The following is a 24,196-nucleotide window of genomic DNA, read 5'->3' on the forward strand; positions in this document are numbered from 1 at the left end:
GCCAACCCCGCCGACTGTCAGTGCAGGGCGGCGAGGCGAATGCCCGCCTTGCCCAGACCGTCGTCAAGAAGTGCGATCAGGTCCGGCGCGTAACCGCGCGCGGCAAGCTCACTCTCGATCGACCGCGGCTTGCCGCTCTTGCTCCAGCGTAACCCGTCCAGCGCGCTGGTGGCCTCACGTGTCAGGCCCAGCTGGCCGGCAGCCGCCATGCGGAGCAGGTTGACGGCGGTGTCGGCGGGGTTGGCGAGTTGGCGCGCGCGTGTCAGCGCTTCGCGGTACTTGCCGTTCCGGTACTCTTCTAGCGCCAGGGTGAGCGCGGCATCGCGGTGCAGATACTCGCAGCCCATCTCCGCCACCCGCGCCAGGCTCACGCCTTCCGAATATTGCCCGCTGACGAAGAGCAGCAGGCCGAGCCGGGCCGGGATGGCATCATCGAGCGGATTGAGTGCCGCAGCGCGGCGACCGGACAGGAACGCGGCCTCCGTGTCACCGGAAACGAAACGGGCCTGCATCTGGGCGAGATAGCTCTGGCTCGATTGTGGTGCCAGCGCCACGGCTCTGTCCGCAAGCTTCATCGCACGGGCCGCGACCGTTGGCGAGGTGCTCGCCTCACCGGTCGCCACCAGCACCATGGCGAGGCTTGCAAGCACATCGGGATCGGCCGCCTGATAGGTCACCGACTTTTCCAGGCAGGCATGCGCAGACGCCAAGCCTTCCGCGTCGAGCCGCGCCAGCGCAACATCGGCGAGCAGCACGCAGCCGTAGCCGATCGAAGGCGTCACGAGTTGCCGCGCGGCCTCCAGGCTGACGATGACGCCTTCCTCGCCGGCGAGCGATCGGGCGAGCCGCGCCAGCAATCTTTCCTGAACCGTTCGCGCGTCGCCACTATCGAGCGCCGCCTTCGCGGTGCCCGCTCGGAGCGCCTCGTTGCTTTGGGTATCGACGACCTGCCACGAAACCTGATGCTCGTGAACGTCGGCGCTGTAAGCGACCGAGAGCCGGTACTCCTTGCTCCCCTGCAGCTTCACCGGCGGTGCCGATGCGACCCAGCCGGTAACCGATGCAACATCGACGCCCGCGGCCGGCACTTGCGCCAAGGTGCGCACCGCGGAGAACTGCGACAGCGCGTGAACAAGATAGTCGCCCGCCTTCCGCTGTTCTTCGCCGCCGGCTCCACCGGCCGCAGCGACGTCTATGACGATCGTTGGCTTGGCTGAGAGCACCGGTTGCCACGGAAGGCGCTCCGCGATGGACAGATAGAAGGCTCCGGCCATCGCCGCGACGCCTGCGACAGCGGCTGCAATCGGGCCGAACGGACGACGCTTCGGCTGTGCCGCGACGGACGCGACAGCCACCGGCTGTTCCGGCTCGCTCGCCGTCTCCGCGGGAGCCGTTGCGCCTTCCGCAGGGGCCGGCGAGCGGTCGCTCGCCACGAAATGAGGAACGTAGTTGCCTTTGGGGAGCTCGATGCGAACCCCGACCTTCTCGCCGGCGGTCTCGTAATATTGCGTCAGCGCGGCGCGCAGACGCGAGGCTTCGACACGCACGATCGGATCTGTTGCCGGATCGAAAGAGGTCGGCCGGCCGAAAACGTCGATCGCGATGGTATAGGCTTTGACCTGCCCTGAGCGGCCAGCGAAGAATTCATCGACCAGATAGCGCAGGAGTTTCCGATGGCGCTCGGTCGCGTGAAACTGGCTATCGGCAAGAATACGATCAAGTGCAGCACGTGCATGACATTCGGCGACGACACCAAAAGCTGCTTGACCCGCATTTCTGGCTTCCATGATGCGCTCCCAGCTGCCCACAACCCCAAAGAGAGTGCAAACGCGAGACGAACTCTAGACGAGAGCCGCAGTGACGAAAAGAAAAATATTGCGCCATCACAAAACATTTTCACGAAGGAAATGAGACATTCCAAAACAGAGCAAGAACCTTTCGAAAATCCCATAGAATTTTCACGGGTCTTGCATGAAATGCATGATCCAAAGAAGGCTATTTGTTAATCACAATGGACTAGGTTCGCGCCCTGAATCGATGATACAGATCGAAATTACCTCTTCTTCGATCTCGCGACAGATCAATTCATACTCCGAGATCATCGAATGATCCAGAGGATCGAGCTTTCGCTGCCGGTCGAGCATCGCGCTCGCCTCTTCATAGGCCTCGCAAAGATTGGCAACTGAGAGGTTCTTGGCGCATAGCAGTTGCAACTGTCCACGCAAGGCCGGAAGCTTCAGCATAAGCTTCAAAAGTCCGCGCTGTACGGCCGCGTTGGGCATTGTTTCCTACCCGCCTGATCGACAATCGATGACCTTGCCGCCAGCCCGACACGCTGGCGCGCCATTTCTCAAGGACCATTTTTCCGGGACCGTGACGACACATCAGCCCACCGACGCGCTCAACCAACACTAGCGACCGGAACGAGCCTCTCCCTCGATGGTTAGCGTGGCAACAGACGTTCCGTTTCGGAAGTACGTAACAGTAACTTTGCCCTGAAGGGCTTGACGCAGCCGGGATGACCGTCCGCATTCGCCCATCATATGGCCCTTTTTTGCTTCGGAGGCCCTGCCATCGTCACGCCGAGCCCTTCTTCGATAGGCGGCATGGCCGTCCCTGCCTGACCGCTGGCCACTGCAGTGCAGCTTGCAACCCGCGCACTGGCGAGTTTCTAAACCGCGACGTCTCGCGCGAGTTCAGATCGGTATCTGATCGCCCGCAAGCCCAGAGGCAGTCTGCCGCTGCTTACTTGTCGAAGGCATAGACCTTGCGCCAGTCCTCTTTCATGTCGACCAGCAGCCAGTTCCGCTGCTCCGCTTCTGTCAGCGCCTTGTCCAGCTTGCCGACCGGCGATTGCCGGTCGTAGGCCCATTCGCGCTCGCCGTCCGTATGGTGCACGATCATGCCGAAGCGCGGACCGGTGCCTGCCGTCACCCAGCGCAGCATCTCGTAGTCGCCATCGGAATTGCCGGCGGCAAAGATCGGCCGGCGACCGATGAAGGTGTTGATCCCAATGGGCTTGCCCGGACCGTCGTCGATGAAGTTGATCTTGGGTTCGCGCGTCAGCACCGGCGTGTCGCCGTCAAGGTCGTATTTCGTCGTGATGCTGCTGCCGACGACCTGTTCAGGCGGAATGCCATACATTTGCTCGGTCATCGGTCGCATGAACTCGATGCCGCCGCCGGAGACAATGTAGGTCTTGAAGGCGTTTGCCCGGAGATAGTCGAGCAATTCACGCATCGGCAGATAGGTGATCTCGTTATATGGACGCTCGAAGCGCGGGTGCTTGGCGTTCGCAAACCAGTCCTTGACCGTCTTGGTGAACGCATCTGTCGTCATGCCCGCATGGGTCGCCACGACGAGCTCGACGATGCCTTTCTCTCCGGCAGCGGCAACACCCGCCATGTCGCCCTTGAGCAGCGATGCAAAGGGCTCCTTGTCCTTCCACTCCGGATGATCCGGTGCCATGGCCTTGACACGATCCATGGCGAACATACCCTGGAAATAGTTCGGCTGTTCAGTCCAGAGCGTACCGTCATTGTCAAAGACGGCGATCCGCTCCTCAGGCGCCACGAAATCCGCTCCGTTCTCGCTGGTCACCCGCGTGACGAAGTCGGTGATGGCCGTCTTCGCCTCGCCGTCATTCCAGGAGGGAAGGCTGTCGGCCGGCGCATCGGCCGCTATGACGGCCGCCGGCGCGGCGAAGGCCGCGGAAAGCAGCAAGAGGAGACCGGCGAACCGAAAGCGGTGCCGGCTTGGCGTGGAATTGGTTCGCATGGCAATTGCCGTCATCACGCATCCTCCTTGGGGGAACGATTTTCAAACCTCAGACGGGGTCAGGGCCGCCGGATGCAGCGGAACCCGATATGGGTAGTCGCCGCGTTTTCCTCATGCGGATGGCGCGCCGCCGGCCGATACCGTCGGCAATAGTTGGGTGCGCACAGATGCGAGCCGCCCTTCACCACCCGACGGGCGATGTGGATCGTCGGCTGTCTCGGATCGAAGCTTGCTTCCCTGTCGCCGCCGCGCGGATTGGAGGGGATACAACAGCTCTTTTGCGCCGGTGCCGGATGTTTGGTCGACCAGAAGTCGCACGTCCACTCCCAGACATTGCCGATCATGTCGAAAAGGCCGTAACCGTTCGGCGGGAAACTTGCGACCGGCGACGTCCGTTCGAAGCCATCAGGCCTCAGATTTTCCGTCGGGAACATGCCGTGCCAGGTGTTCGCCATGAAGCGGCCCGCGGGCACCAGTTCGTCGCCCCAGGCAAATTCCGCGCCTTCAAGCCCACCTTTCGCGGCGAACTCCCACTCCGCTTCCGTCGGTAAATCCTTTCCCGCCCATGCCGCATAGGCCTTGGCATCGAGATAGGAGACCTGGACGACGGGATGATCGAGCTTGCCGCGGATGTTGCTCTGCCGCCCATAGGGCCGGCGCCAATCGGCACCGAACTTGAAGTTCCACCATTGCGACGGGCTATTGCCGTTAATCCGCTTCGGCGGATCGAAGATCACCGAGCCAGCGCGCATCATCTCCGGCAGGGCGCCCGGATAATCCTTGGGGTCCGGTGTCTTCTCCGCCTCGGTAACGTAGCCGGTGGCCTCGACGAAGGCGGAAAACTGGCGGTTGGTCACCGGCGCAACGTCGATCCAGAAGCCATCCACCTTCACCGGATGCGCCGGCGCTTCCTCTGGATAATGCTTGTCCGAGCCCATGACGAAGGTGCCGCCTTCGATCCAGATCGGCTCGCGTGCGCTGATCGCTGCCGGCGTTTCGTTGTGAAGCGGTATCTGCTGCGACACTTGCATGCGGCGTCCATCTCCCGGAGGTGGCAGGTTCGACCACCAAGCCGATCCAAGCTATCGCCATTCCTCTCCGACCCAAAGTACGTAACCGTTACGATGGCAAAATAAGACCTCCATGGCCGCGATGAAAAATCGCCCAAATGTGGTCCTCGCGAGGTCTTCGTTACTGTTACGTTCTTTCCAATTGACCTGATTTAACAATAAGCTCTGCCGAAATTTCATGATGACTGATGCTGCCGGAGAGGCAGAGGGAGCAGGAATTCATGGGTGCACGCGACGATATCGAGCAACTTGGCAAGCGCATCGGCGAAGCGATCATCGGCCAGGAGGGCATGATCGAGCGGTTGCTGCTGGGCTTGCTCAGCAACGGCCATTTGCTCGTCGAGGGCTTGCCGGGGCTCGCGAAGACCCGTGCGATCAAGAGCATGGCCAAGAACCTCGACGCGGAACTGTCGCGCATCCAGTTCACGCCAGACCTCCTGCCTGCCGACATCACCGGGTCGGAGATCTATTTTTCCGATGGCGGCAAGGGCGAGTTCCGCTTTCAGGAAGGCCCCATCTTCGCCAATCTCATCCTGGCGGACGAGGTCAACCGTGCGCCGGCCAAGGTGCAATCGGCCCTGCTCGAAGCGATGGAGGAACGCCAGGTCACCATCGGCGGCAAGAGCCACACGCTGCCGGACCTGTTCCTGGTGATGGCGACACAGAACCCGATCGAGCAAGAAGGCACCTATCCCCTGCCCGAGGCGCAGCTTGACCGCTTCCTCATGCACATCCAGGTGGACTACCCGGACGCTGCGTCGGAAGCCGACATCATGCGCCTCGTGCGCTCCGAGGAAATCCACGCGAAATCCAACAACCACGCGACGGAGAAACTCGCCCAGAATGCGGTGTTTACCGCGCGCCAGGAGATTTCGGCGATCACCGTTTCGGAGGCGATCGAAAATTACATCGTCGCGCTCGTCATGGCGACCCGCTATCCCGACAAGGTCGACAAGGACCTCGCCAAATGGCTGCAGGTCGGCGTCAGCCCGCGCGGCGTCATCGGCCTCGACAAGGTTGCGAGGGCGCATGCCTGGCTGAACGGCCGCGATTTCGTGACCCCCGAYGATGTGCAGGCCACCGTGCACGACGTCTTTCGCCACCGGCTGGTGCTTTCCTACGAAGCCCATGCCGGCGGCACCACCGCCAACCAGGTGATCGACCGCATCGTCGAACTCGTCGCGGTCGCCTGAGGATGGAGGTTCGCCGATGGCTATATCCCTGCCGGCTCTCGCCCGTTCCCGCGGCGTCGTAAAAACCCGCCAGGTCGATGCGACCGGCGTCTACACGTCGGTCGACACGCTCGTCGGGCTCGAGGCCATGGCCCGGGACCTCACCTTCCTGCGCAAGGCCCCGGTACAGCGCCTGCTTGCCGGGCGACATGAATCGCGCATGCGCGGCCGCGGCCTCTCGTTCGAGGAGCTGCGTAACTATCTCCCCGGCGACGACATCCGCGCGATCGACTGGCGGGTGACGGCGCGCACCGGCAAGCCGGTCGTGCGCGTCTATGACGAAGAGAAGGACCGGCCGGCCCTGATCCTCGTCGACCAGCGCATCAACATGTTCTTCGGCAGCCGCCGCGCCATGAAGTCGGTCGCCGCCGCGGAGGTCGCGGCGCTTTCGGCCTGGCGCGTGCTGGCGCTCGGCGATCGTGTCGGTGGCTTCGTCTTCGGCGACGAAGAGGTCACCGAGGTGCGCCCCTACCGCAGCCGCGAGGCGGTCATACGCCTTGCCGACAGCATCGTTCGCCACAACACCGCACTCCAGGCGGGTTCGCAGGCACCACATGGCGCAGAACAGCTCGACATCGTGCTTACTACCGTCGCCAACATCGCTCGGCACGATCACCTGATCATCGTTATCAGCGATTTCGACGGATATAGCCTCGAAACCCGAGACATGCTCCTGAAGCTCTCGGCCCACAACGACGTGATCTCGGTCCTCATCTACGACCCCTTCCTGCTCGAACTGCCGCGCAGGGGCGACATCGTCTTCAGCGGCGGCTTGCTTCAGGCCGAGGTGCAGTTCGGCCACGGCAATGTTCGCGACGCGATCGACAGCTTTGCCAGAAAGCGCGGCCGGGCACTGCGCGCCTGGCAGGAGGAACTCGGGCTGCCGATGCTACCTATTTCGGCCGGCGAAGAGGTCGCGCCGCAATTGCGCACCATGCTCGGCCAACTCGCCAGCCGGCAACGGAGGCGATAGCGATGGCAACGGCCGCCCCTCCAAAAGACCCGTTGCTCGAGGCAACCCTTCGGCAGCTTGCGGACATCGCCATGCCCGAGCCCGTCTCGAGGGTGCCGCAGACCTGGGCCTGGGCGGCGCTCGCCGGCTTCATACTCCTGCTGATCGCATTTACATGCTGGCGCTGGTACCAACGCTGGGAAGCCAACGGCTACCGCCGTGAAGCGCTCGCCGACCTCAAGGCTATAGAAGGACGGCTCACCGCGCCCGCAACCCGCGGCGAAGCGCTGGTCGCCCTGCCCGTCCTCCTGAAACGCACCGCCCTGGTGCTCTGGCCGCGTGAAACGATTGCCGGGCTCCACGGCACGGGCTGGACCGGCTTCCTCGATGCCCATTCCGGCGGCCCAGTCTTTCCGATCGCTTCGGCGCGCTTCTTCGAGGAAGCCGAGTACCGCGGCAGCCAGGCGCTTTGCGCCGTGCCTGAGCCGGAAGCACGGACCTATGCCGCCGCGGCACGTCACTGGATCGAGGCGCACCATGTACGTGCTTGACCACGCCTGGGCGCTGATCCTCCTGCCGCTGCCCTTTCTCGTCTGGTGGCTGCTTCCGCCCTACCGCGAACAATCGGCCGCCGTCAGGATACCCTTCTTCAAGGACATTACGGCGGCCGCCAATCTCGGACCGACAGAGGGATCCGTCGTCCCGAGGACCAATCTCGGCCAGAAGGCGATTGCGCCAATTTGCTGGGCGCTGATCGTGCTGGCGCTGGCGCGGCCACAATATGTCGAGCCGCCGATCGAAAAGACGGAGCCGCAACGCGACCTGATGCTGGCGATCGACCTTTCGCAATCGATGGACACGCGGGATTTTCGCGATCCTGCCGGCAATCTGCAGACCCGCGCCGAGGCCGTTCATAAAGTGGTCGCCGATTTCATCGATCGGCGACCCAATGATCGCCTCGGCCTGATTGCCTTCGGCGATGCACCCTATCCGCTGGTGCCGTTCACGCTCGACCACAAGACGGTCAAGCTGATGCTGGCCGACAGCCTGCCCGGCATGGCCGGCCCGCGCACCGCGGTCGGCGACGCGATCGGGCTTGCGATCAAGATGTTCGACGAAAGCACCGCGCCGGACAAGGTGATGATCCTCCTGACCGACGGCAACGACACCGCCAGCAAGATGCCGCCGGACAAGGCCGCCGACATTGCGGCCGACCGGAATGTGGTGATCCACACGATCGGGATTGGTGACCCCAGTGCTGAAGGCGAGCAGAAGCTCGATACGGCAACCCTTCAGGGCATCGCCGAGACGACGAAGGGCCGCTACTTCTTCGGACAGGATCAGGCGGGACTCAAGAACATCTATGAACTGCTCGATCAACTGACACCGGCGAACCAGAAAACACTCTCCTGGCGGCCGCGCATCGAACTGTTCCACTACCCGCTTGGCGCGGCACTCCTGCTGGTCCTCGCCTACCACGCCACCATGTGGCTGCTCTCTTGGCTGGCCGAACGCCGCCGGCGGCAGGAGGCAGCGACATGATCGCGGACTTCCACTTCCTCAGACCGCTCTGGCTGCTGGCGCTTCTCGCCGTCCCGCTGCTCGTCTATCTCGTCAGCCGACGGGGCGATGTCCGCTCGCAATGGCAGGGCATGATCGCTCCCCACCTGCTCGATCACCTGCTGATCGAGAAAGGCGGCAAGCGGCGCCTGCAGCCCGTGCACATCACGGCGGCGCTGATTGCCGTCGCGGCCATTGCTGCGGCCGGTCCGACTTGGCAGCGCGAGCGCCCGCCCTTCGTCGAGGACACAGCACCGCTGGCGATCGCCATCGACCTCAACCCGACGATGAACGCGACCGACATTTCGCCGACGCGGCTCGAGCGCGCCAAGCTCAAGGTCCAGGATATTCTCAGCCTCAGGAAAGGCTCGCGCACCGCGCTCTTCGCCTATGCCGGCTCGGCCCATATGGTGCTGCCGCTCAGCGACGATGCGGCGCTGGTCAAGACCTATCTCGCGGCACTTTCGCCTCAGATCATGCCGGTCGACGGCAAGGATACGGCAAAGGCCCTGCAGGAGGTCGAGAAGGCGCTGGCCAATGAAACCGTCCCCGGTACGATCCTGTTCATGACCGACGGGGTCGAGCGTTCGGCCTTTCAGGCGTTCAGCCAGTACAAGGGTCGCAACGCGCTGATGGTGCTCGGCATCGGTACCGCTGAAGGCGGCCCGGTAAAGACTGCCGACGGCGGCTTCCTGACCGACGCAACAGGCGGTCATGTTCGTTCCAAGCTTGATGTGGACGGCCTGAAGGCGCTGCAGTCCGCATCCGAGGCCGAGGTCGCGACCGTCACGCCTGACGATTCCGACGTGCGCTGGATCGTCAGGCGCATCCAGACCAACTTTGCCGCAAAGACCGCGGAGGGGTTGACCCGCTGGCACGATGCCGGCTGGTGGCTCACGATCCCGATCGCCGTCTTCGGGCTGTTCTGGTTCCGCCGCGGCTGGACTGTGCGCTGGGCCGTCTATCTGCTCGCCGCCACACTTATGCTCATGAGCAATGACCGGGCGCAGGCCGCCGACAACCGCTTCCTCGATCTCTGGCTGACGCCGGACCAGCAGGGCCGACGCGCGTTCGAACAGGGGGATTTCCAAGAGGCAGCCGAGAAATTTGCCGATCCCTCCTGGCGCGGCGCGGCGCTCTACCGTGCTGGCCGCTTCGAAGATGCGATCGACGCCTTTGCCGAAACCGATACGGCCGAGAGCTATTACAATCAGGGCAACGCCCTCATGCACCTCGGCAAGCCGGAAGAGGCTATCGCGGTCTACGAGCAGGCATTGAAACGCCGCCCCGACTGGCCGGACGCGAAAAAGAACCTGGCCGCAGCCGAAAAATTCAAGGCAGACAAGGACAAGCAGGAACAGGACGAACAGCAGGAACAGGCAGGCATGGATCCCGACCAGGTCCAGTTCGACGACAAGGGCAAGAAGGGCCAGGAAGCCACCGTCCAGGGCGGCGCCCAGACTGCCGACATGTGGATGCGCAACATCCAGGTCTCGCCCGCCGAGCTGCTCGCGCGAAAATTCGCGATCGAGGCGAAGGAGGCAACGCCATGAGCGCCTCGTCCCCAATGCCTCGGCTGCTGCTCTGGCTGATCGGCCTGACGCTCTGGTTCACGGGCGATGCGCTCGCCGCCAACCCCTTCGCCCGCGCGACGCTTGCGACCGAGGGCACGATCTATGCAGGACAGCAGATAGAGATCGACATCGACGTCTTCGTACCCAACTACTTCCTGACGCCGCCGCAGTTTCCGCTGTTTGACCTCCGTGGCGCAGTGGTCACCATGCCCGACGACCGCGGCATGAACCTCAATGAAACCGTCGATGGCGAAGCCTTCTCGGGCATCCGCAAGACCTATGTGATCACGCCGCAGGCGGCGGGCACCTACGCCTTGCCGACGATCGTGATCCCGTTCGGCTATGCGGCCGTGCCGGGCCAGACGACGCAGGGCAAAGTGACAGTGCCGCGCCTCAAATTTACCGTGGAAGCGGTTCCGGGGGGCGCCGGTGGAGCGCCGGGCGTGACCGCAGGCGAAATCACCATCAACCAGACATTCGACCAGGACCCGGCCGGCCTGCATGCGGGCGACGCGCTGGTGCGCACGGTCACCATCCGCGCGACCGGTCTCGCACCGATGATGATCCCCGAGCCCAGCTTGAAGGCGCCTGAGGGCGTGCAGGTTTATCGGCACGATCCGGTACTTTCCGAGGAGCGCACGCCGCGCGGCGAAATCGCCGCGGGACTACGAAAGGACGTTGCGACCTACGTCTTTACCGAGCCCGGGACCTTCTCGCTCGCGGCAATCACATTGGAGTGGTTCAACCCTCAATCCGGAAAGACCGAAACCGCCGAGGCCGACGGCGCGCAGGTGGTGGTCGGAGCGGCACCGGCAACGGAGACCGCCATCGCGCCACCTGCGCCTCCGCCGACGAAGGAGCCGTTCGATTGGCTTTGGTGGGTTACCGCCGCGGCATCGGTTCTCGCCCTCGCAATCGCAATCCAGGTCGCCGCGAACCTGTTCGGGCGGCTCGAAACCTGGATCGAAGCCGCCTTGACGCGCAATGCCCAGTCGGAGGAGACGGCCTTCCGCCACGTTCTCACCGCCTGCCGCGACCATGACAAGGCGCGCCTGGATACCACGCTCGATCGCTGGTCGCGCAAGACAGGCAATGTGCCGCTGGCGAAATGGCTCGATCGTTTTGCCGATCAGGAGACGAAGGTTGCCTTTGCCCGRCATCGGCAGAGCCGCTACGGCACTTCGCCATCCCACCACGAGCGGCCCGATTTCGCCCGGCTGCAAAGCGGACTGAAGTCGTCGCGGCGACGCTGGCTGGACGAATTCTCCGGCGACGACGAAGCAGCCGATGAATTGCCCGGCCTCAATCCGGTGTTCGACAGCGCCTTGCGGAAAAGCCGCTGAGGTGTCCGCAAGGCCTCGCGGCATCCCGGGTGCCTTCGTAACTGTTACGTACTTACCTGTGCGCGCGTTCGCGCGGAGATTGCCTCAGTACATTCGAAACTTTGCCTGCATTCCGAGAGCGATTTGTTTGCGGCCTCAGGGAGACTTGAAATGAGTATCGATTTGAAGAACAGGCTTGGCCGGCTCGCGGCGTGTGCCGTCGAGCGGTCCATGAAGCCGAAGGCGCTGGCACTTGCCGGGACCGTGCTGATCTCGACCATCACCGCTTCGGCGCCTTCCGCCTTCGCGCAGGACGCCGCCAAGCCGAACATTCTCGTGATCTTCGGCGACGATATCGGCCAGACCAACATCAGCGCCTATTCCTTCGGCGTCATGGGCTACAAGACGCCGAATATCGACCGCATCGCCCGGGACGGCGTGATGTTCACCGACTACTATGCCGAAAACAGCTGCACCGCCGGCCGCTCCACCTTCATCACCGGCCAGACGGTGCTTCGAACCGGCATGTCCAAGGTTGGCGTTCCCGGCGCCCCGGTTGGCATCCAGGACCGCGACGTGACAATCGCCCAGGCGCTGAAGCCGCTCGGCTATGCCACYGGCCAGTTCGGTAAGAACCATCTCGGCGATCAGGACCGCTTCCTGCCGACGGCGCACGGGTTCGATGAGTTCTTCGGCAACCTCTACCATCTGAACGCCGAAGAGGAGCCGGAGCGCCCCTATTGGCCGAAGGACGATCCGGCCTTCCTTAAATCCTATGCGCCGCGCGGCGTTCTGCACTCCTTTGCCGACGGCAAGGTCGAGGACACCGGCGCTCTCAACACCAAGCGCATGGAAACCATCGACGACGAAACGACGGCCGCTGCGATGGAATTCATCAAGAAGCAGACGGAGGCGAAGAAGCCCTTCTTCACGTGGATGAACACCACGCGCATGCACATGTTCACCCACATCCGCCCTGAGTATCAAGGCCAGAGCGGGATGCCCGGCAACGACTACGCCGACGGCATGGTCGAACATGACGGCGATGTCGGCAAGCTGCTCGACCTGCTCGACGAGTTGAAGATCGCCGACAACACCATCGTCGTCTATACCACTGACAACGGCCCGAACCAGTTCTCGTGGCCGGATGCCGCGACCACTGCGTTCCGCAGCGAAAAGGACAGCAACTGGGAAGGCGCCTTCCGCGTGCCGGCCATGATCCGCTGGCCGGGCAAGATCAAACCCGGCGTTTCCAATGAGATGGTTTCCGGCCTCGACTGGTTCCCGACCCTGCTGGCCGCCGCCGGCGACAAGGATATCAAGGAGCGGTTGCTGAAGGGCACCAAGCTTGGCGACAAGGACTTCAAGGTCCATCTCGATGGCTACAACCAGCTACCGTACCTGACGGGAGAGCAGCCAAAGGGCGCACGCAACGAGTTCTTCTACTTCAATGACGACGCCAAGCTCGTCGGCATGCGCTTCGACAATTGGAAGTTCGTCTTCTGCGAGATGCGCAAGCCCGGCGGTTTTGCGGTCTGGCAGGATCCGTTCACCTGCCTGCGCGTTCCGAAGATCTTCAACCTGCGCATGGACCCGTATGAACGGGCGGACATTGTTTCCGACCAGTACAACGACTGGGTCACCAAAAACGCCTATCTGACTGCCCAGGGTGTGATGAAATCGGCCGCCTTCCTCGAAACCTTCATCGAGTATCCGCCGAGCCAGAAGCCGGCGAGCTTCTCGGTCGACCAGATCGAAGAAGGCGTGCATGCCAAGATCAACGAGATCCTGGCCAAGACGCCACCGGCTCAATAACAATATCGGGGGCGGCGTCATGCGCCGCCTCCCCTTTCTACCTTTGATAGAGATGGCGTGCCGCAATGACGAAGAACGTTCCGCCCGCTCGAACGGTTGCTTTCGAGGAGCCGATAGAAGATGCGTCGGTGGCAAAGCGGACGCACTTCGGTCCGGCGACCGCCGCATTCATGCTCTTCCTCTCCGGCACGGCTGCCCTCATCTTCCAGGTTCTCTGGATCAAGCAGCTTTCGCTCGTCACCGGCATCGACGTTTACGCGGTCAGCATCGGGGTCAGCGCCTTCTTCCTCGGCCTTGCGCTTGGCAGCTTCGCGCTCGGCCGTCTCAGTGACCGCTCCCGCCAACCGCTCCGGTTCTATGCCCTGCTCGAAACCGGCGTTGCAGTGCTTGGCGCCGGCGTCACCGGCATCCTTTCCCATATCGCTCCGCTCTTCGTCGCGATCGAAGGCAGCAGCGCTCTCGCTGCCTGGGCCTTGCTGATCCTGATCGTCGCCACTCCGGCCTTCCTGATGGGCGGCACTCTTCCAGTACTGCTGCGCGCCCTTGAGGGCGCGCCGGGCGGCGTGGGGACGAAGGGGGGCCGGCTCTATGCCGCCAACACGCTCGGCGCCATCGTCGGCTGCCTCGCGGTTTCCTTCGTCATAATCCCCGCGCTCGGCGTGCAGGCGACGGGCCTTGCGGCCGCGGGGCTCGGCGTGATGGCCGCTGTCATCGCGCTTTCGCTGAGCGGAGGGAGCACCCGTGCCACCCCTCAAAGCGAAGCGCCTGCCGAGACACGCGGCGCCAGCGGCTCGCGGCTGGCGCTGGTCCTCTATGCAATCGCCGGCGGTGTGGCGCTCGGCTATGAAGTGGCCTGGTCGCAGGCGATCGTGCAGTTCATCTCCACCCGCTCTTTCGCTTTTTCAGTGGTGCTTGCGACCTATCTCGCCGGCCTTGCGCTGGGCGCCGCCCTGTTCGCGCGCCGGACCGATCGGCTTTCAGATCCCTGGGGCACCTTCGGCCTGCTCATCACCCTCGCGGGCCTCGTGGCGCTCGTCGAATTTGCGTTGCTCGGCTCCTGGCTCACCGCAATTCAGACCAGCGCCGAGGCGGCCGTTGCCAGCGCTACCGGCAGCATTTTCGCCGGCATGTGCGCTCGATTCCTGGTAGCGGGCCTCACCATCGTCTTCGTGCCGACACTGATCCTCGGCGCCGCCTTCCCGGTCGTCCTCAGGCTCGCCGTCGATCCCCGTCATGTCGGCCGCGATACCGGCCGGGTTCTGGCGCTCAACACGCTCGGCGGCATCGCCGGCACACTTCTGACCGGTTTCGTGCTGATCCCAAGCTTCGGCATCATCCGAAGCTTCGCCGCCCTCGCCGTCGTCGCGGCCGTAATCGGTCTCGTTGCTGTCGGCCGCGGGAAAAGAGGTTGGAAGGGCTGGGGCCTCGCAGCGCCGGTACTCGGCGCGCTCACCGTGCTCATCGCGGTCACAGTGCCTTCGGACCGATTGGCGAACCTGTTGAACCTTTCGCGCGGCAACGGCACGATCGTTTCCTACGAGGAAGGCCTCGGCGCCACGGTCGCCGTCATCGAACAGGGCCAGCAGGACCGCCGCTTCCGCCGCCTCTATATCCAGGGTGTTTCCAACACCGGCGATGCCATGCCGTCCTTGCGCTACATGCGGCTGCAGGCGCTGCTGCCGCTGGTCATCCACAAGGGCGAGCCGAAATCGGCCCTCGTCATCGGCCTTGGCACCGGCATTACCGCCGGCTCGCTACTGGCCTATCCCGGTCTCGACCAGCGTGTTGCCGCCGAACTGCTGCCCTCCGTTGCCCGCGCCTCGGCGCTGTTTGCCGGCAACTTCACTGCGGCTGGTGATAGTCGCCTCGAAGTGCGAGTCGCGGATGGTCGTCGCGAACTGATGCGCAACACGGACCGCTACGACCTGATCACGCTCGAGCCGCCACCACCGTCGGCCGCCGGCGTCGTCAATCTCTATTCATCAGACTTCTACCAGCTGGCGCGCGAGCGCCTCGCGCCAAAAGGTCTCGTCGCACAGTGGCTGCCGATCGCAACCCAGAACGACGAGGACACCCGCGCCCTCGTGCGTAGCTTCCTCGACAGTTTCCCGCATGCCACGCTCTGGTCGACCGAACTGCACGAGATGCTCCTCATCGGCTCCGTCGAGCCGCAGGAGATCGACGCGGCGCGGATAGCCAAGCGGCTGGCCGATCCGACCCTCGCTGAGGCACTCGGCGAAGTCGGCATCGGCAGCGCTGCGGATCTGCTGGCCACCTGGATGACCGATCGGACCGGGCTTGAGCGCTATGCCGGTTCGGCCCTGCCGGTCACGGACGACCAGCCACGGATCGAATATGCGAGCTGGGTTCGCCCCGACGAGCTACAGCGGACGCTGCCAAATCTCATCGCCCTGCGCAGCAAGGTGCCGCTCGTCGGAGCGGATGCCGCGCTCGAAAAATCCGTCTCCGATGCCCACAACCGCCTGATGCTCTTCTATCAGGCCTCGCTCAACGCCTATGCCGGCTATCGCGACGAATGGGCGCGTGACATGGAATTGCTGATGCGGGTGGAGCCGGACAATCCCTATTACCGCTGGTTCGTTTCGAGCAGTGAGCGCTGATCGCGCGCCGCCGAATCCGGGCTCATATACGCGACCGCAGCTCGCGCAACATTGGCAGGCCCGCGATTGATTCCTGCATGGCGGCCAAACAGCGCAAAATATTTGCATAACATGAAATGCTACCGGGACAGATTTGCAACACAGAAGCATGTCAGGCGTAGTATCTTGTCCCCTGTTGATCTGCCCTGAGGCAGACAGGGAGGCATTCCATGGAAAAGACGGACGAACAAAACACCGAAACCACCTCGCGCACGGCGATGGACGGCGAGATCGGCATTCTGGCCCGCCGCCGCATCGAGGCCGGTATCATCGCACCGATCTACGAGGCGATGCGTGAGGAGATCGGCGAGGAGCGCGCCCAGGCGATCCTCGACAAGGCAATCACGAAGGCCGCGATCGAGGCGGGGCGAACCTTTGCCGCAAAGACGCCCGGCGGCACCAATCTTCGGACTTTCCAGGAGCTGCAGGATCTCTGGACCCGGGACGACGCGCTCGTCATCGAGGTAACGAAGGCGACGGACGAGGAATTCCACTACAATGTGAAGCGCTGTCGCTACGCCGAAACCTATCGCGAGATGGGGCTCGGCCATATCGGACATCTGCTGTCCTGCAACCGTGACGGTCTCTTCTGCACCGGCTACGATCCGCGCATCACGCTGGAGCGCACCCAGACCGTGATGCAGGGTGCGACCCATTGCGATTTCCGCTACCGGCTCAACAAGGATGCCCCGGAGCAGCCGAAATGAGCGCCGAAGCCTTGCGCAGCGAACCCAACCGCATCAACACGCCGGCCACGAACGGCGACCGGCTGTGGAGCGACATCGTTTCGACCGCGCGCTTCGGCGCTGCGGACAGGGGCGGCGTCACCCGACTGACATTGACCGAGGAGGATCGTCAGGCCCGCGACTGGTTCGTCGTCGAGTGCCGGGCCCTCGGCTGCGCGGTCGAAGTTGACGGCATCGGCAATATCTTTGCAACCTATGCCGGCGAAGACATGTCGCTGCCGGCAATCGCCGTCGGCAGCCATCTCGACACGCAGCCGCAAGGCGGCCGGTTCGACGGCATCCTAGGCGTACTGGCCGGGGTTGAGATCCTGCGCACCCTCAAGGAAACCTCCACGCAGCTCCGTCATCCATTGACGGTCATCAACTGGACGAACGAGGAGGGCTCGCGCTTCTCGCCGGCGATGATGGGCTCCGGCGTCTTTGCCGGCGCACTTGCGCTCGATGCAACTCAGGCGCTCGCGGACCGTGAAGGCATAGCGGTCGGCACCGCCCTCGATGCGATCGGTTATCGTGGCGAGGCAAGGATCGATCCGGCCGCCTTTTCGGCCTATGTCGAGCTCCATATCGAGCAGGGACCGCTGCTCGAAGCAGCCGCAACCGAGATCGGTGTCGTCACTGGTATCCAAGGGCTCCGCTGGTTCGATATCTCCATATCCGGTACCGAGGCCCATGCCGGCAGCACGCCGATGGCGCAGCGCGACGATGCGCTCGTCGCGGCGGCCGAAATCGTCCTCACTGTCCGCGACATCGCCCGCCAAAACCCGCCGGGCGTCGGCACCGTCGGCTTCGTCGACGTCGGCCCCAATTCACGCAACGTCGTCCCGGGTTCCGTTCGGCTGCAGATCGACATGCGCCATCCCTCCGAGACCGGCCTCGACGAGATGGAAGCGGCATTGCAGCAGGCGGTTGCCAAGGCCGGTGGCCGCGCCGAACTGAAACATATCTGGTCGAAGGCGCCCGTCGTCTTTGCACCCTCGATCGTGGATGCGGTGCGCAATAGCGCGGAAGCACTCGGCTATTCGGCAACGGACATCGTTTCCGGCGCCGGGCATGACGCCGCTCATATTGCGATGATCATGCCGACCGCCATGATCTTCGTGCCCTCCAAGGACGGGCTTTCGCACAACGAAGCGGAATATACCGCGCCCGAAGAAAGCGCCCGCGGAGCCGAGGTTCTGTTCCAGACCATCCTGGAAATCGACCGCCGCTGATCGCCAACGCAAGACACCCACGGCAGTCGCCTGCCGTGGGTGTTTTCGTTCGCTTGCGTGATGAGGCCGTGGCCTTAGCCACGCTGGGAGTCGAGCTTTTCCTGATCCTTCTCGACCTGCTGCGCCTTGAGGTAGCTTTCGATCAGCAACTGATATTCCGGGAAGATCTTGGTGTAGATCTCCGCCCACTGCTGGGCGTCGTCGCGGTGCCAAGTGCGCTGCAGTTCGGAGGCGACCGCTGCGGTATCCATCGGCACCACGCCGGCCTGGACGACACGGGCAAGGGTGATTTCCTGTGCCATCTTCGAATAGGTGCCCGAGGCATCGACGACCACGAAGACCTTGTAGCCATCATAGACGGCGCTGATCGCCGGGAAGGCCATGCAGACGCTGGTGATCGTGCCGGCGATGATGAGGGTCTTGCGGCCGGTTTCCTTCACCGCGGCGACGAAATCCGGATTGTCCCAGGCATTGATCTCGCCGCGGCGGGCGACGTATTTGGCGTGCGGCGCGTTGGCATGGATTTCCGGGATCAGCGGGCCGTTAGGGCCCTGCGGCACGGAGGCCGTGGTGATGACCGGCATCTTGGTCAGCGTCGCCATGCTGGCAAGCGCTGCCGCATGGGCACGAAGCTTCGGCATCGGCATGTCGTTGACGGTCTGGAACAGGCCGCTCTGGTGGTCGATCAAAAGCATCACGGCATCATCGGGATCGATAACCGGGCGCTGTCCGTTGAAGTTTGCAGGGGTCACGGTCTTGCTCCTTGTTGGAACGCAGGCATGCGTTCGGGTTCGCCGAAACACGAGCGCTTCGGCGTTTGAGGTGGGGCGCGGCGGTCAGCCGCGCCCGCGTTTTCGGTTATTCGGATTTGTCGTAAGAGAACTGGATGCCGGCGGTGCCACCGGTCTCGACGAAGAGGTTCATGAAGGCGGTTGCCGTGTCCTTGCGCTGCCAGTCACGCTGCAGCTCGCAGAAAAGTTGGGGCACGCTGATCATCTGGCCACCCGCCTGTTCGATCCGGCGCAATGCAGCCTCATGCGCAGCGACGGACGTGCCGCCGACAGCATCAACCGGGACATAGACCTCGTAGCCCGCCTTCAGCGCATCGAGCGCCGGAAATGTCAGGCATGCTTCGGTCCAGAGCGCGGTCATGATCAGTTTCTTGCGGCCGGTCTTCTCCACTGCCTGACGGAATTCGACGTCTTCCCAGGAATTGATCGAGGTCCGGTCGTAGGTCGGGAATTCCTTCAAGACCCGATTGACCTGCGGGATCGGCGGCTTGTTCAGCCCGGTCTTCACGTTGACCGTCGAATGGACGATCGGCAGCCCATAGACGACAGCGGCCTTGGCCGCGCCGCAGATGTTGTTGATCAGCAGTTGTCGGTCCATCGACGCGATCGAGTTCACCTGGACCGGTTGGTAGTCAATGATGATGAAGGTCGAGTTGGCAGGGGTCAGCAGATGGTCCTTTGAAGGATCACGAATTGCTTCACTGGTCATGGTCGTCTCCTTTCTTGCATGCTCGAGATAGTCGGCGGACACTGCCGTCGCCGGACCGCCCGAGCGTCGGTCCGGGGCACGGGCACATGACAGGCTGAGCCGGCGCTAGGCGCTCGCGATCTTGCCGAAGCGGCCGGATTGAAAGTCAGTCATCGCCTGCCTGATTTCCTGTTCGGTGTTCATGACAAAGGGGCCGTACATGGCGACCGGTTCGTCGATCGGCTCGCCGGTGAGGACGAGCGCCTTCACGTCCGAGCTGGCATCCAGTGTAACGCCGCCGCCGTCACGGCCGAAGAGAACAAATTGCGCCTCCCCGACAAGATCGCTGCCATTGACCAGAACATTGCCGCGCAGGACCGCCAGGCCTGCCGAATGACCCTCGGGCAGATCGAGGCTCAATGCACCCTGCTGCTTTAGCCGCAAGTCCCAGAGATTGACGGGCGTGAAGGTGCGGGCAGGCCCTTGCGCCCCCGCATAACGCCCGGCAATCACCCGCAGTGCTCCGGCGCCGTCCGGCAGGTTCACGGTGGGAATGTCGCGATCGAGCAAGGTCTGGTAGCCCGGTTCGACGCTCTTGCTGGCGGCCGGCAGGTTGACCCAGAGTTGGACCATTTCGAGCGTACCGCCCTCTCGGGTGAAGCGCTCCGAATGAAACTCCTCGTGCAGGATACCGCCGGCGGCCGTCATCCACTGCACGTCGCCCGGGCCGATATGGCCGCCATTGCCGGCGGAGTCGCGATGGTCGACCTCGCCCTGGTAGACGATAGTCACCGTCTCGAAGCCGCGGTGCGGGTGGACGCCGACGCCGCGCGGCGTCACACCCGGCGCAAAATTCATCGGCCCCGCATAGTCGAGCAGCAGGAACGGGCTGGCGTGATCGCCGGCGCGGTCACGCGCCAGCAGCGAGCGGACTGGGAAACCGTCGCCGACCCAATGCGGATGCGCATTCCCGAAGATGCCGAGTATCTTTCTCATGGCTGTTTCTCCTTGGCCTCGCCGTTTCAGCGAGAGCGTTGGAGGGAAGATATGACTGCACCAAATCTAGCGGTAGACGGCCAATTCTGGCTATAGTGTCCTGAAAACAGGACAAAGACCCATGCAGGATTTGAACGACCTCAAGCTGTTTGTCGACGTGGTCGAGCAGAACGGCTTTGCTGCGGCTGCCCGCAAGCTCAACATGCCGCGCTCGCGCCTGAGCCGCCGCATCGGTCTTCTGGAAGAGCGGCTCGGGGTGCGGCTCGTGCAGCGCTCGACGCGCCACTTCGTGATCACCGAGATCGGTCGCGAATATTACCGCCATTGCGTCGCCATGCTGGTGGAGGCCGAGGCGGCACAGGAGATGATCGACCGCACCCGTTCCGAGCCGCAGGGCGTCGTCCATGTCAGTTGCCCGTCGTCCGTGGTCTATTTCCAGGTCGGCGAAATGATCGCCCGGTTCATGGCCGAATGTCCGAAGGTCGAGGTCGTGCTCGAGAGCACCAATCGCCGCGTCGATGTCCTGCGCGAGGGCATCGATGTCGCGATCCGCGTGCGCTTCCCGCCGCTTGAGGAAAACGACCTGGTCGTCAAACGCTTTGCCGAGAGCAAGCAACGGCTGGTCGCCAGCCCCAGGCTGCTTGCCGGCATGAGCACGCCGCCGGCACCGGCCGATCTCGGCGCCCTTCCGAGCCTTGCCTGGAACCCCGACCGCCAGAGCCACGACTGGCGGCTCGATGGCCCCAACGGCGCGACCGCGATCGTCCGGCACCGGCCACGTCTCGTAACCGAAGACATGGTGGCCCTGCGGCTGGCCGCGCTCAATGGCGTCGGCATCTGTCAGCTTCCGACGATGGTGGTGCGGCAGGACCTGAAGGACGGCACGCTCGTCGACGTGCTACCGGATTGGGCACCGAAAGCCGGCATCATCCACGCGGCCTTTCCGTCGCGCCGTGGGTTGCTTCCCTCCGTCCGCGCTTTGCTCGATTTTCTCGGCACCGAATTTGCGGAACTGGCCCGCCTGGACGAGCCACGCACCTGACCGCCAAGAGACCGGCGATCACACCGCGGCGCTGACCCGCGTCTTGAGGATCGCGGAGAAGCGCGGATCGAAAGTGCGGCTGATCGGCTCTGCGGCTGCACCGATCGCCACCGCCCAGGGGTCGGTGAAACCGATCTGCAGACGCGGAAGGCTCCGGTCGCGCCGGTCGGCGATCGAAGGAAGCAGCGGCATCATCGCGTCGACCAAAAGGCGGGCGAGCCCCGGTGGAAGGCCGCCGCACAAGATCACCGTCTGCGGGTCGAAGATCGTTTCGAGCGCCTGGACCACGGCGCGCAGTTCAAAGACGGCCGCATCGAGCCAGCGCCGCACCCGCTCGTCCGAGCCGGCGGCAATCGCATCGATATGGGCATAAAGCTCAGGGTCCGCGGGATCGAGGTCGAGCAACCGACAGAGCGAGGCGATCGAGGCGCGATGTTCGAGCGGCGTGCGTTCATTCAGCGATGCACCACGCGGCAGGCTGAGGATCATGCCGATCTCGCCGGCATTGCCGTTGGCACCACGGTAGAGTTCGCCGTTAAGGATCAGCCCCGCGCCAAGGCCGTAGCCGAGATAGATGCACACGGCATGATCGACACCGTGCGCAGCGCCAACCATGCGCTCGGCGGTGGCCGCCGCAGCCGCGTCGTTCTGCAAGCCGACATCGAGCCCCGTGCCGGCGGCAAGCGTCTCGAGCAACGGAAAATTCTGCCACGCCGCCATCATCCAGGTATCGTCGTCATCCGCCTCGATACCGAAGGGGCCAGGCATTGCCGCACCGAGGCCGACGAGCCTGTCTTCCGACTGGGGCGCGATCTCGGTCAGGTCCCCGCGGGTCTTTTCGATCAGTTCGAGGATTGTCCGGACGCCCGTCGCCGGCCCACCGGCCGGCAGGTTGGCCTCGCAACGCACAAGCACCCGGCCGACGAGATCGACTGCAATGGTCCGCGTAACATGGCGGTCGATCTGCAGGCCGATCGCGAAAGCGCCCTCCGGCACGAGGCGATAGGGCGTCGACGGCTGCCCGCGGCCGTTACGCACCGCTTCCAGCGATTCGACCAGCCCGTCCCGCTCCAGATCCTCGATGATGTTGGAGACCGTCTGCTTCGTGAGCGCCGTCGCGCGGGCAAGGTCCGCCCGGGACAACTGGCCGTTCAAACGCAGGGCGTCGATCATGACGCGCCGGTTGTGTGCGCTCGTTCCCTCCTGGTTGGTGCCGCTCTTCGCCCGGATCAGGCGCATATCGTTCATCCAAAAACCCCTCTTGACACTGTTAGAATATTGAACAAAAAATAAGTCAAGACAATTGACTTAATAGGAGCCAAAAAGAGCTCCGGGGGAACGAAGGCGATGGCAGCAAAAGCCGTCGCGAGCGATCCAATTGATATGTCGACGGCCGCTCGGAAACGGACGGATTACTCGCATACGGCGCACCTAGACGCGTCGACGAAAGCTGAAACGCTCAAGATACTGGAGGAAATCATGTTGAAATCGATAAGAACCACGCTGCTTTGCGCGACCCTTGCCGGCGTCTCCTTCGTTGGCCACGCGCATGCGGAAACGACGCTCAACGCKCTCTTCATGGCCCAGGCCGCCTATAGCGAGGCGGATGTGCGCGCCATGACGGAGGCCTTCACCAAGGCCAACCCGGACGTGAAGGTCAATCTCGAATTCGTGCCCTATGAAGGCCTGCACGACAAGACCGTGCTGGCACAGGGCTCCGGCGGCGGCTACGACGTCGTGCTCTTCGACGTCATCTGGCCGGCCGAATACGCCGCCAACAAGGTGCTCGTCGACGTCACCGACCGCATCACCGATGAGATGAAGTCCGGCGTGCTGCCGGGCGCCTGGACGACGGTCGAATATGACAGCAAGCGCTACGGCATGCCGTGGATCCTCGACACCAAATACCTGTTCTACAACAAGGAAATCCTGGAGAAGGCCGGCATCAAGGCGCCGCCGAAAACCTGGGACGAGCTTGCCGAGCAGGCCAAGGTGATCAAGGACAAGGGTCTGCTTGCAACCCCGATCGCCTGGAGCTGGTCGCAAGCCGAAGCCGCGATCTGCGACTATACCACCCTCGTCAGCGCCTATGGCGGCAAGTTCATCGATGGCGGCAAGCCGGCCTTCACCTCCGGCGGCGGTCTCGATGCGCTCAACTACATGGTGACGAGCTATTCGTCGGGCCTCACCAATCCGAACTCCAAGGAGTTTCTGGAGGAAGACGTCCGCAAGGTGTTCCAGAACGGCGAAGCCGCCTTCGCCCTCAACTGGACCTATATGTACAACCTCGCCAACGATCCGAAGGAAAGCAAGGTTGCCGGCAAGGTCGGCGTCGTGCCGGCACCGGGCGTTGCGGGCAAGAGCGAAGTCTCGGCCGTCAACGGTTCGATGGGCCTCGGCATCACGTCGACCAGCAAGAACCCGGACGAGGCGTGGAAGTACATCGTCTACATGACCTCGCAGCAGACGCAGAACGCCTACGCCAAACTCAGCCTGCCGATCTGGGCCTCTTCCTATGAGGATGCCAGCGTCACCAAGGGCCAGGAAGAACTGATCGGCGCCGCCAAGCTCGGCCTCGCGGCCATGTATCCGCGTCCGACGACCCCGAAATACCAGGAACTTTCGACTGCCCTTCAGCAGGCGATCCAGGAAGCCCTGCTCGGCCAGGCTTCGCCTGAGGACGCCTTGAAGACGGCGGCCGAAAACAGCGGCCTCTAAGCCGCCCTCCCAAGCCCCGGGCGGGCAACCGCCCGGGGACCG

20 protein-coding genes are annotated in these 24,196 nt (G+C 63.5%); 12 read left to right on the forward strand and 8 right to left on the reverse strand.

Annotation, left to right across the window (positions count from 1 at the left end):
* Window positions 1-17: 17 nt before the first annotated feature.
* The 4 genes from AB4Z53_RS10860 to AB4Z53_RS10875 all read right to left on the reverse strand — a co-directional run bounded on the left by AB4Z53_RS10860 (window position 18) and on the right by AB4Z53_RS10875 (window position 4,808).
* The gene (locus tag AB4Z53_RS10860) at window positions 18-1,787 is read right to left on the reverse strand and encodes a hypothetical protein (RefSeq protein WP_441595802.1); all 1,770 of its coding nucleotides are present in this window, start codon (window positions 1,785-1,787) and stop codon (window positions 18-20) included.
* Between the two features lie 219 nt (window positions 1,788-2,006).
* Window positions 2,007-2,282, reverse strand: coding sequence for a hypothetical protein (locus AB4Z53_RS10865; protein ID WP_113535727.1), 276 nt, complete (start codon window positions 2,280-2,282; stop codon window positions 2,007-2,009).
* Between the two features lie 463 nt (window positions 2,283-2,745).
* Window positions 2,746-3,792, reverse strand: a complete 1,047-nt coding sequence (locus AB4Z53_RS10870; RefSeq protein ID WP_441595803.1) for an HAD family hydrolase — start codon at window positions 3,790-3,792, stop codon at window positions 2,746-2,748.
* 44 nt (window positions 3,793-3,836) lie between these two features.
* The gene (locus AB4Z53_RS10875) at window positions 3,837-4,808 is read right to left on the reverse strand and encodes a formylglycine-generating enzyme family protein (protein WP_441595804.1); all 972 of its coding nucleotides are present in this window, start codon (window positions 4,806-4,808) and stop codon (window positions 3,837-3,839) included.
* Between the two features lie 260 nt (window positions 4,809-5,068).
* Between AB4Z53_RS10875 and AB4Z53_RS10880 the strand changes: the two genes are divergently transcribed.
* The 10 genes from AB4Z53_RS10880 to AB4Z53_RS10925 all read left to right on the forward strand — a co-directional run bounded on the left by AB4Z53_RS10880 (window position 5,069) and on the right by AB4Z53_RS10925 (window position 17,919).
* Entirely contained in the window at window positions 5,069-6,040 is a 972-nt protein-coding gene (locus AB4Z53_RS10880; RefSeq protein ID WP_441595805.1) for an AAA family ATPase, read from the forward strand.
* A gap of 16 nt (window positions 6,041-6,056) precedes the next feature.
* On the forward strand, window positions 6,057-7,052 hold the full coding sequence (locus AB4Z53_RS10885) for a DUF58 domain-containing protein (protein ID WP_441595806.1): 996 nt from the start codon (window positions 6,057-6,059) through the stop codon (window positions 7,050-7,052).
* Window positions 7,053-7,054: 2 nt separating this feature from the next.
* Complete coding sequence (locus tag AB4Z53_RS10890) at window positions 7,055-7,582, forward strand: DUF4381 domain-containing protein (RefSeq protein ID WP_441595807.1); 528 nt, start codon at window positions 7,055-7,057, stop codon at window positions 7,580-7,582.
* Window positions 7,569-8,573: a vWA domain-containing protein gene (locus AB4Z53_RS10895; protein ID WP_441595808.1), complete on the forward strand. Its 1,005-nt coding sequence runs from the start codon at window positions 7,569-7,571 to the stop codon at window positions 8,571-8,573. Before AB4Z53_RS10890 ends, AB4Z53_RS10895 begins: the two co-directional genes overlap by 14 nt.
* Window positions 8,570-10,144 carry a VWA domain-containing protein gene (locus AB4Z53_RS10900; protein WP_113535734.1) on the forward strand — a complete coding sequence of 525 codons (1,575 nt, stop codon included), beginning with the start codon at window positions 8,570-8,572 and terminating at the stop codon, window positions 10,142-10,144. Before AB4Z53_RS10895 ends, AB4Z53_RS10900 begins: the two co-directional genes overlap by 4 nt.
* A complete protein-coding gene (locus tag AB4Z53_RS10905) occupies window positions 10,141-11,508 on the forward strand; it encodes a BatD family protein (RefSeq protein WP_113535735.1) in 1,368 nt (455 codons plus the stop codon). Before AB4Z53_RS10900 ends, AB4Z53_RS10905 begins: the two co-directional genes overlap by 4 nt.
* 150 nt (window positions 11,509-11,658) lie before the next feature.
* A complete protein-coding gene (locus tag AB4Z53_RS10910) occupies window positions 11,659-13,302 on the forward strand; it encodes an arylsulfatase (protein ID WP_441595809.1) in 1,644 nt (547 codons plus the stop codon).
* 128 nt (window positions 13,303-13,430) lie between these two features.
* A complete protein-coding gene (locus tag AB4Z53_RS10915; RefSeq protein WP_441595810.1) occupies window positions 13,431-15,923 on the forward strand; it encodes a spermidine synthase in 2,493 nt (830 codons plus the stop codon).
* A 209-nt stretch (window positions 15,924-16,132) separates the two neighbouring features.
* On the forward strand, window positions 16,133-16,669 hold the full coding sequence (locus AB4Z53_RS10920; protein WP_441595811.1) for an L-2-amino-thiazoline-4-carboxylic acid hydrolase: 537 nt from the start codon (window positions 16,133-16,135) through the stop codon (window positions 16,667-16,669).
* On the forward strand, window positions 16,666-17,919 hold the full coding sequence (locus AB4Z53_RS10925) for a Zn-dependent hydrolase (RefSeq protein ID WP_441595812.1): 1,254 nt from the start codon (window positions 16,666-16,668) through the stop codon (window positions 17,917-17,919). Before AB4Z53_RS10920 ends, AB4Z53_RS10925 begins: the two co-directional genes overlap by 4 nt.
* A gap of 74 nt (window positions 17,920-17,993) precedes the next feature.
* On the opposite strand, the gene AB4Z53_RS10930 is transcribed toward AB4Z53_RS10925, so the two are convergent.
* From AB4Z53_RS10930 to AB4Z53_RS10940, 3 genes are all read right to left on the reverse strand, one after another.
* Window positions 17,994-18,614: an isochorismatase family protein gene (locus AB4Z53_RS10930; protein WP_113535752.1), complete on the reverse strand. Its 621-nt coding sequence runs from the start codon at window positions 18,612-18,614 to the stop codon at window positions 17,994-17,996.
* A 163-nt stretch (window positions 18,615-18,777) separates the two neighbouring features.
* On the reverse strand, window positions 18,778-19,419 hold the full coding sequence (locus tag AB4Z53_RS10935) for a hydrolase (RefSeq protein ID WP_113535753.1): 642 nt from the start codon (window positions 19,417-19,419) through the stop codon (window positions 18,778-18,780).
* 105 nt (window positions 19,420-19,524) lie between these two features.
* Window positions 19,525-20,394 carry a pirin family protein gene (locus AB4Z53_RS10940; protein ID WP_113535738.1) on the reverse strand — a complete coding sequence of 290 codons (870 nt, stop codon included), beginning with the start codon at window positions 20,392-20,394 and terminating at the stop codon, window positions 19,525-19,527.
* Window positions 20,395-20,515: 121 nt separating this feature from the next.
* On the opposite strand from AB4Z53_RS10940, the gene AB4Z53_RS10945 reads away from it, so the two are divergent.
* Window positions 20,516-21,436 (forward strand): LysR substrate-binding domain-containing protein, encoded by a 921-nt coding sequence (locus AB4Z53_RS10945; RefSeq protein WP_441595813.1) that lies wholly within the window; start codon window positions 20,516-20,518, stop codon window positions 21,434-21,436.
* Between the two features lie 18 nt (window positions 21,437-21,454).
* On the opposite strand, the gene AB4Z53_RS10950 is transcribed toward AB4Z53_RS10945, so the two are convergent.
* Window positions 21,455-22,684 (reverse strand): ROK family protein, encoded by a 1,230-nt coding sequence (locus AB4Z53_RS10950; RefSeq protein ID WP_441595814.1) that lies wholly within the window; start codon window positions 22,682-22,684, stop codon window positions 21,455-21,457.
* Window positions 22,685-22,915: 231 nt separating this feature from the next.
* Here AB4Z53_RS10950 and AB4Z53_RS10955 point away from each other — a divergent pair, with 231 nt between their 5' ends.
* Complete coding sequence (locus AB4Z53_RS10955) at window positions 22,916-24,154, forward strand: extracellular solute-binding protein (protein WP_441595815.1); 1,239 nt, start codon at window positions 22,916-22,918, stop codon at window positions 24,152-24,154.
* The last annotated feature ends 42 nt before the right edge of the window (window positions 24,155-24,196 follow it).

It is taken from the genome of Ensifer sp. 2TAB8, assembly GCF_052115125.1.
Classification (GTDB): domain Bacteria; phylum Pseudomonadota; class Alphaproteobacteria; order Rhizobiales; family Rhizobiaceae; genus Ensifer.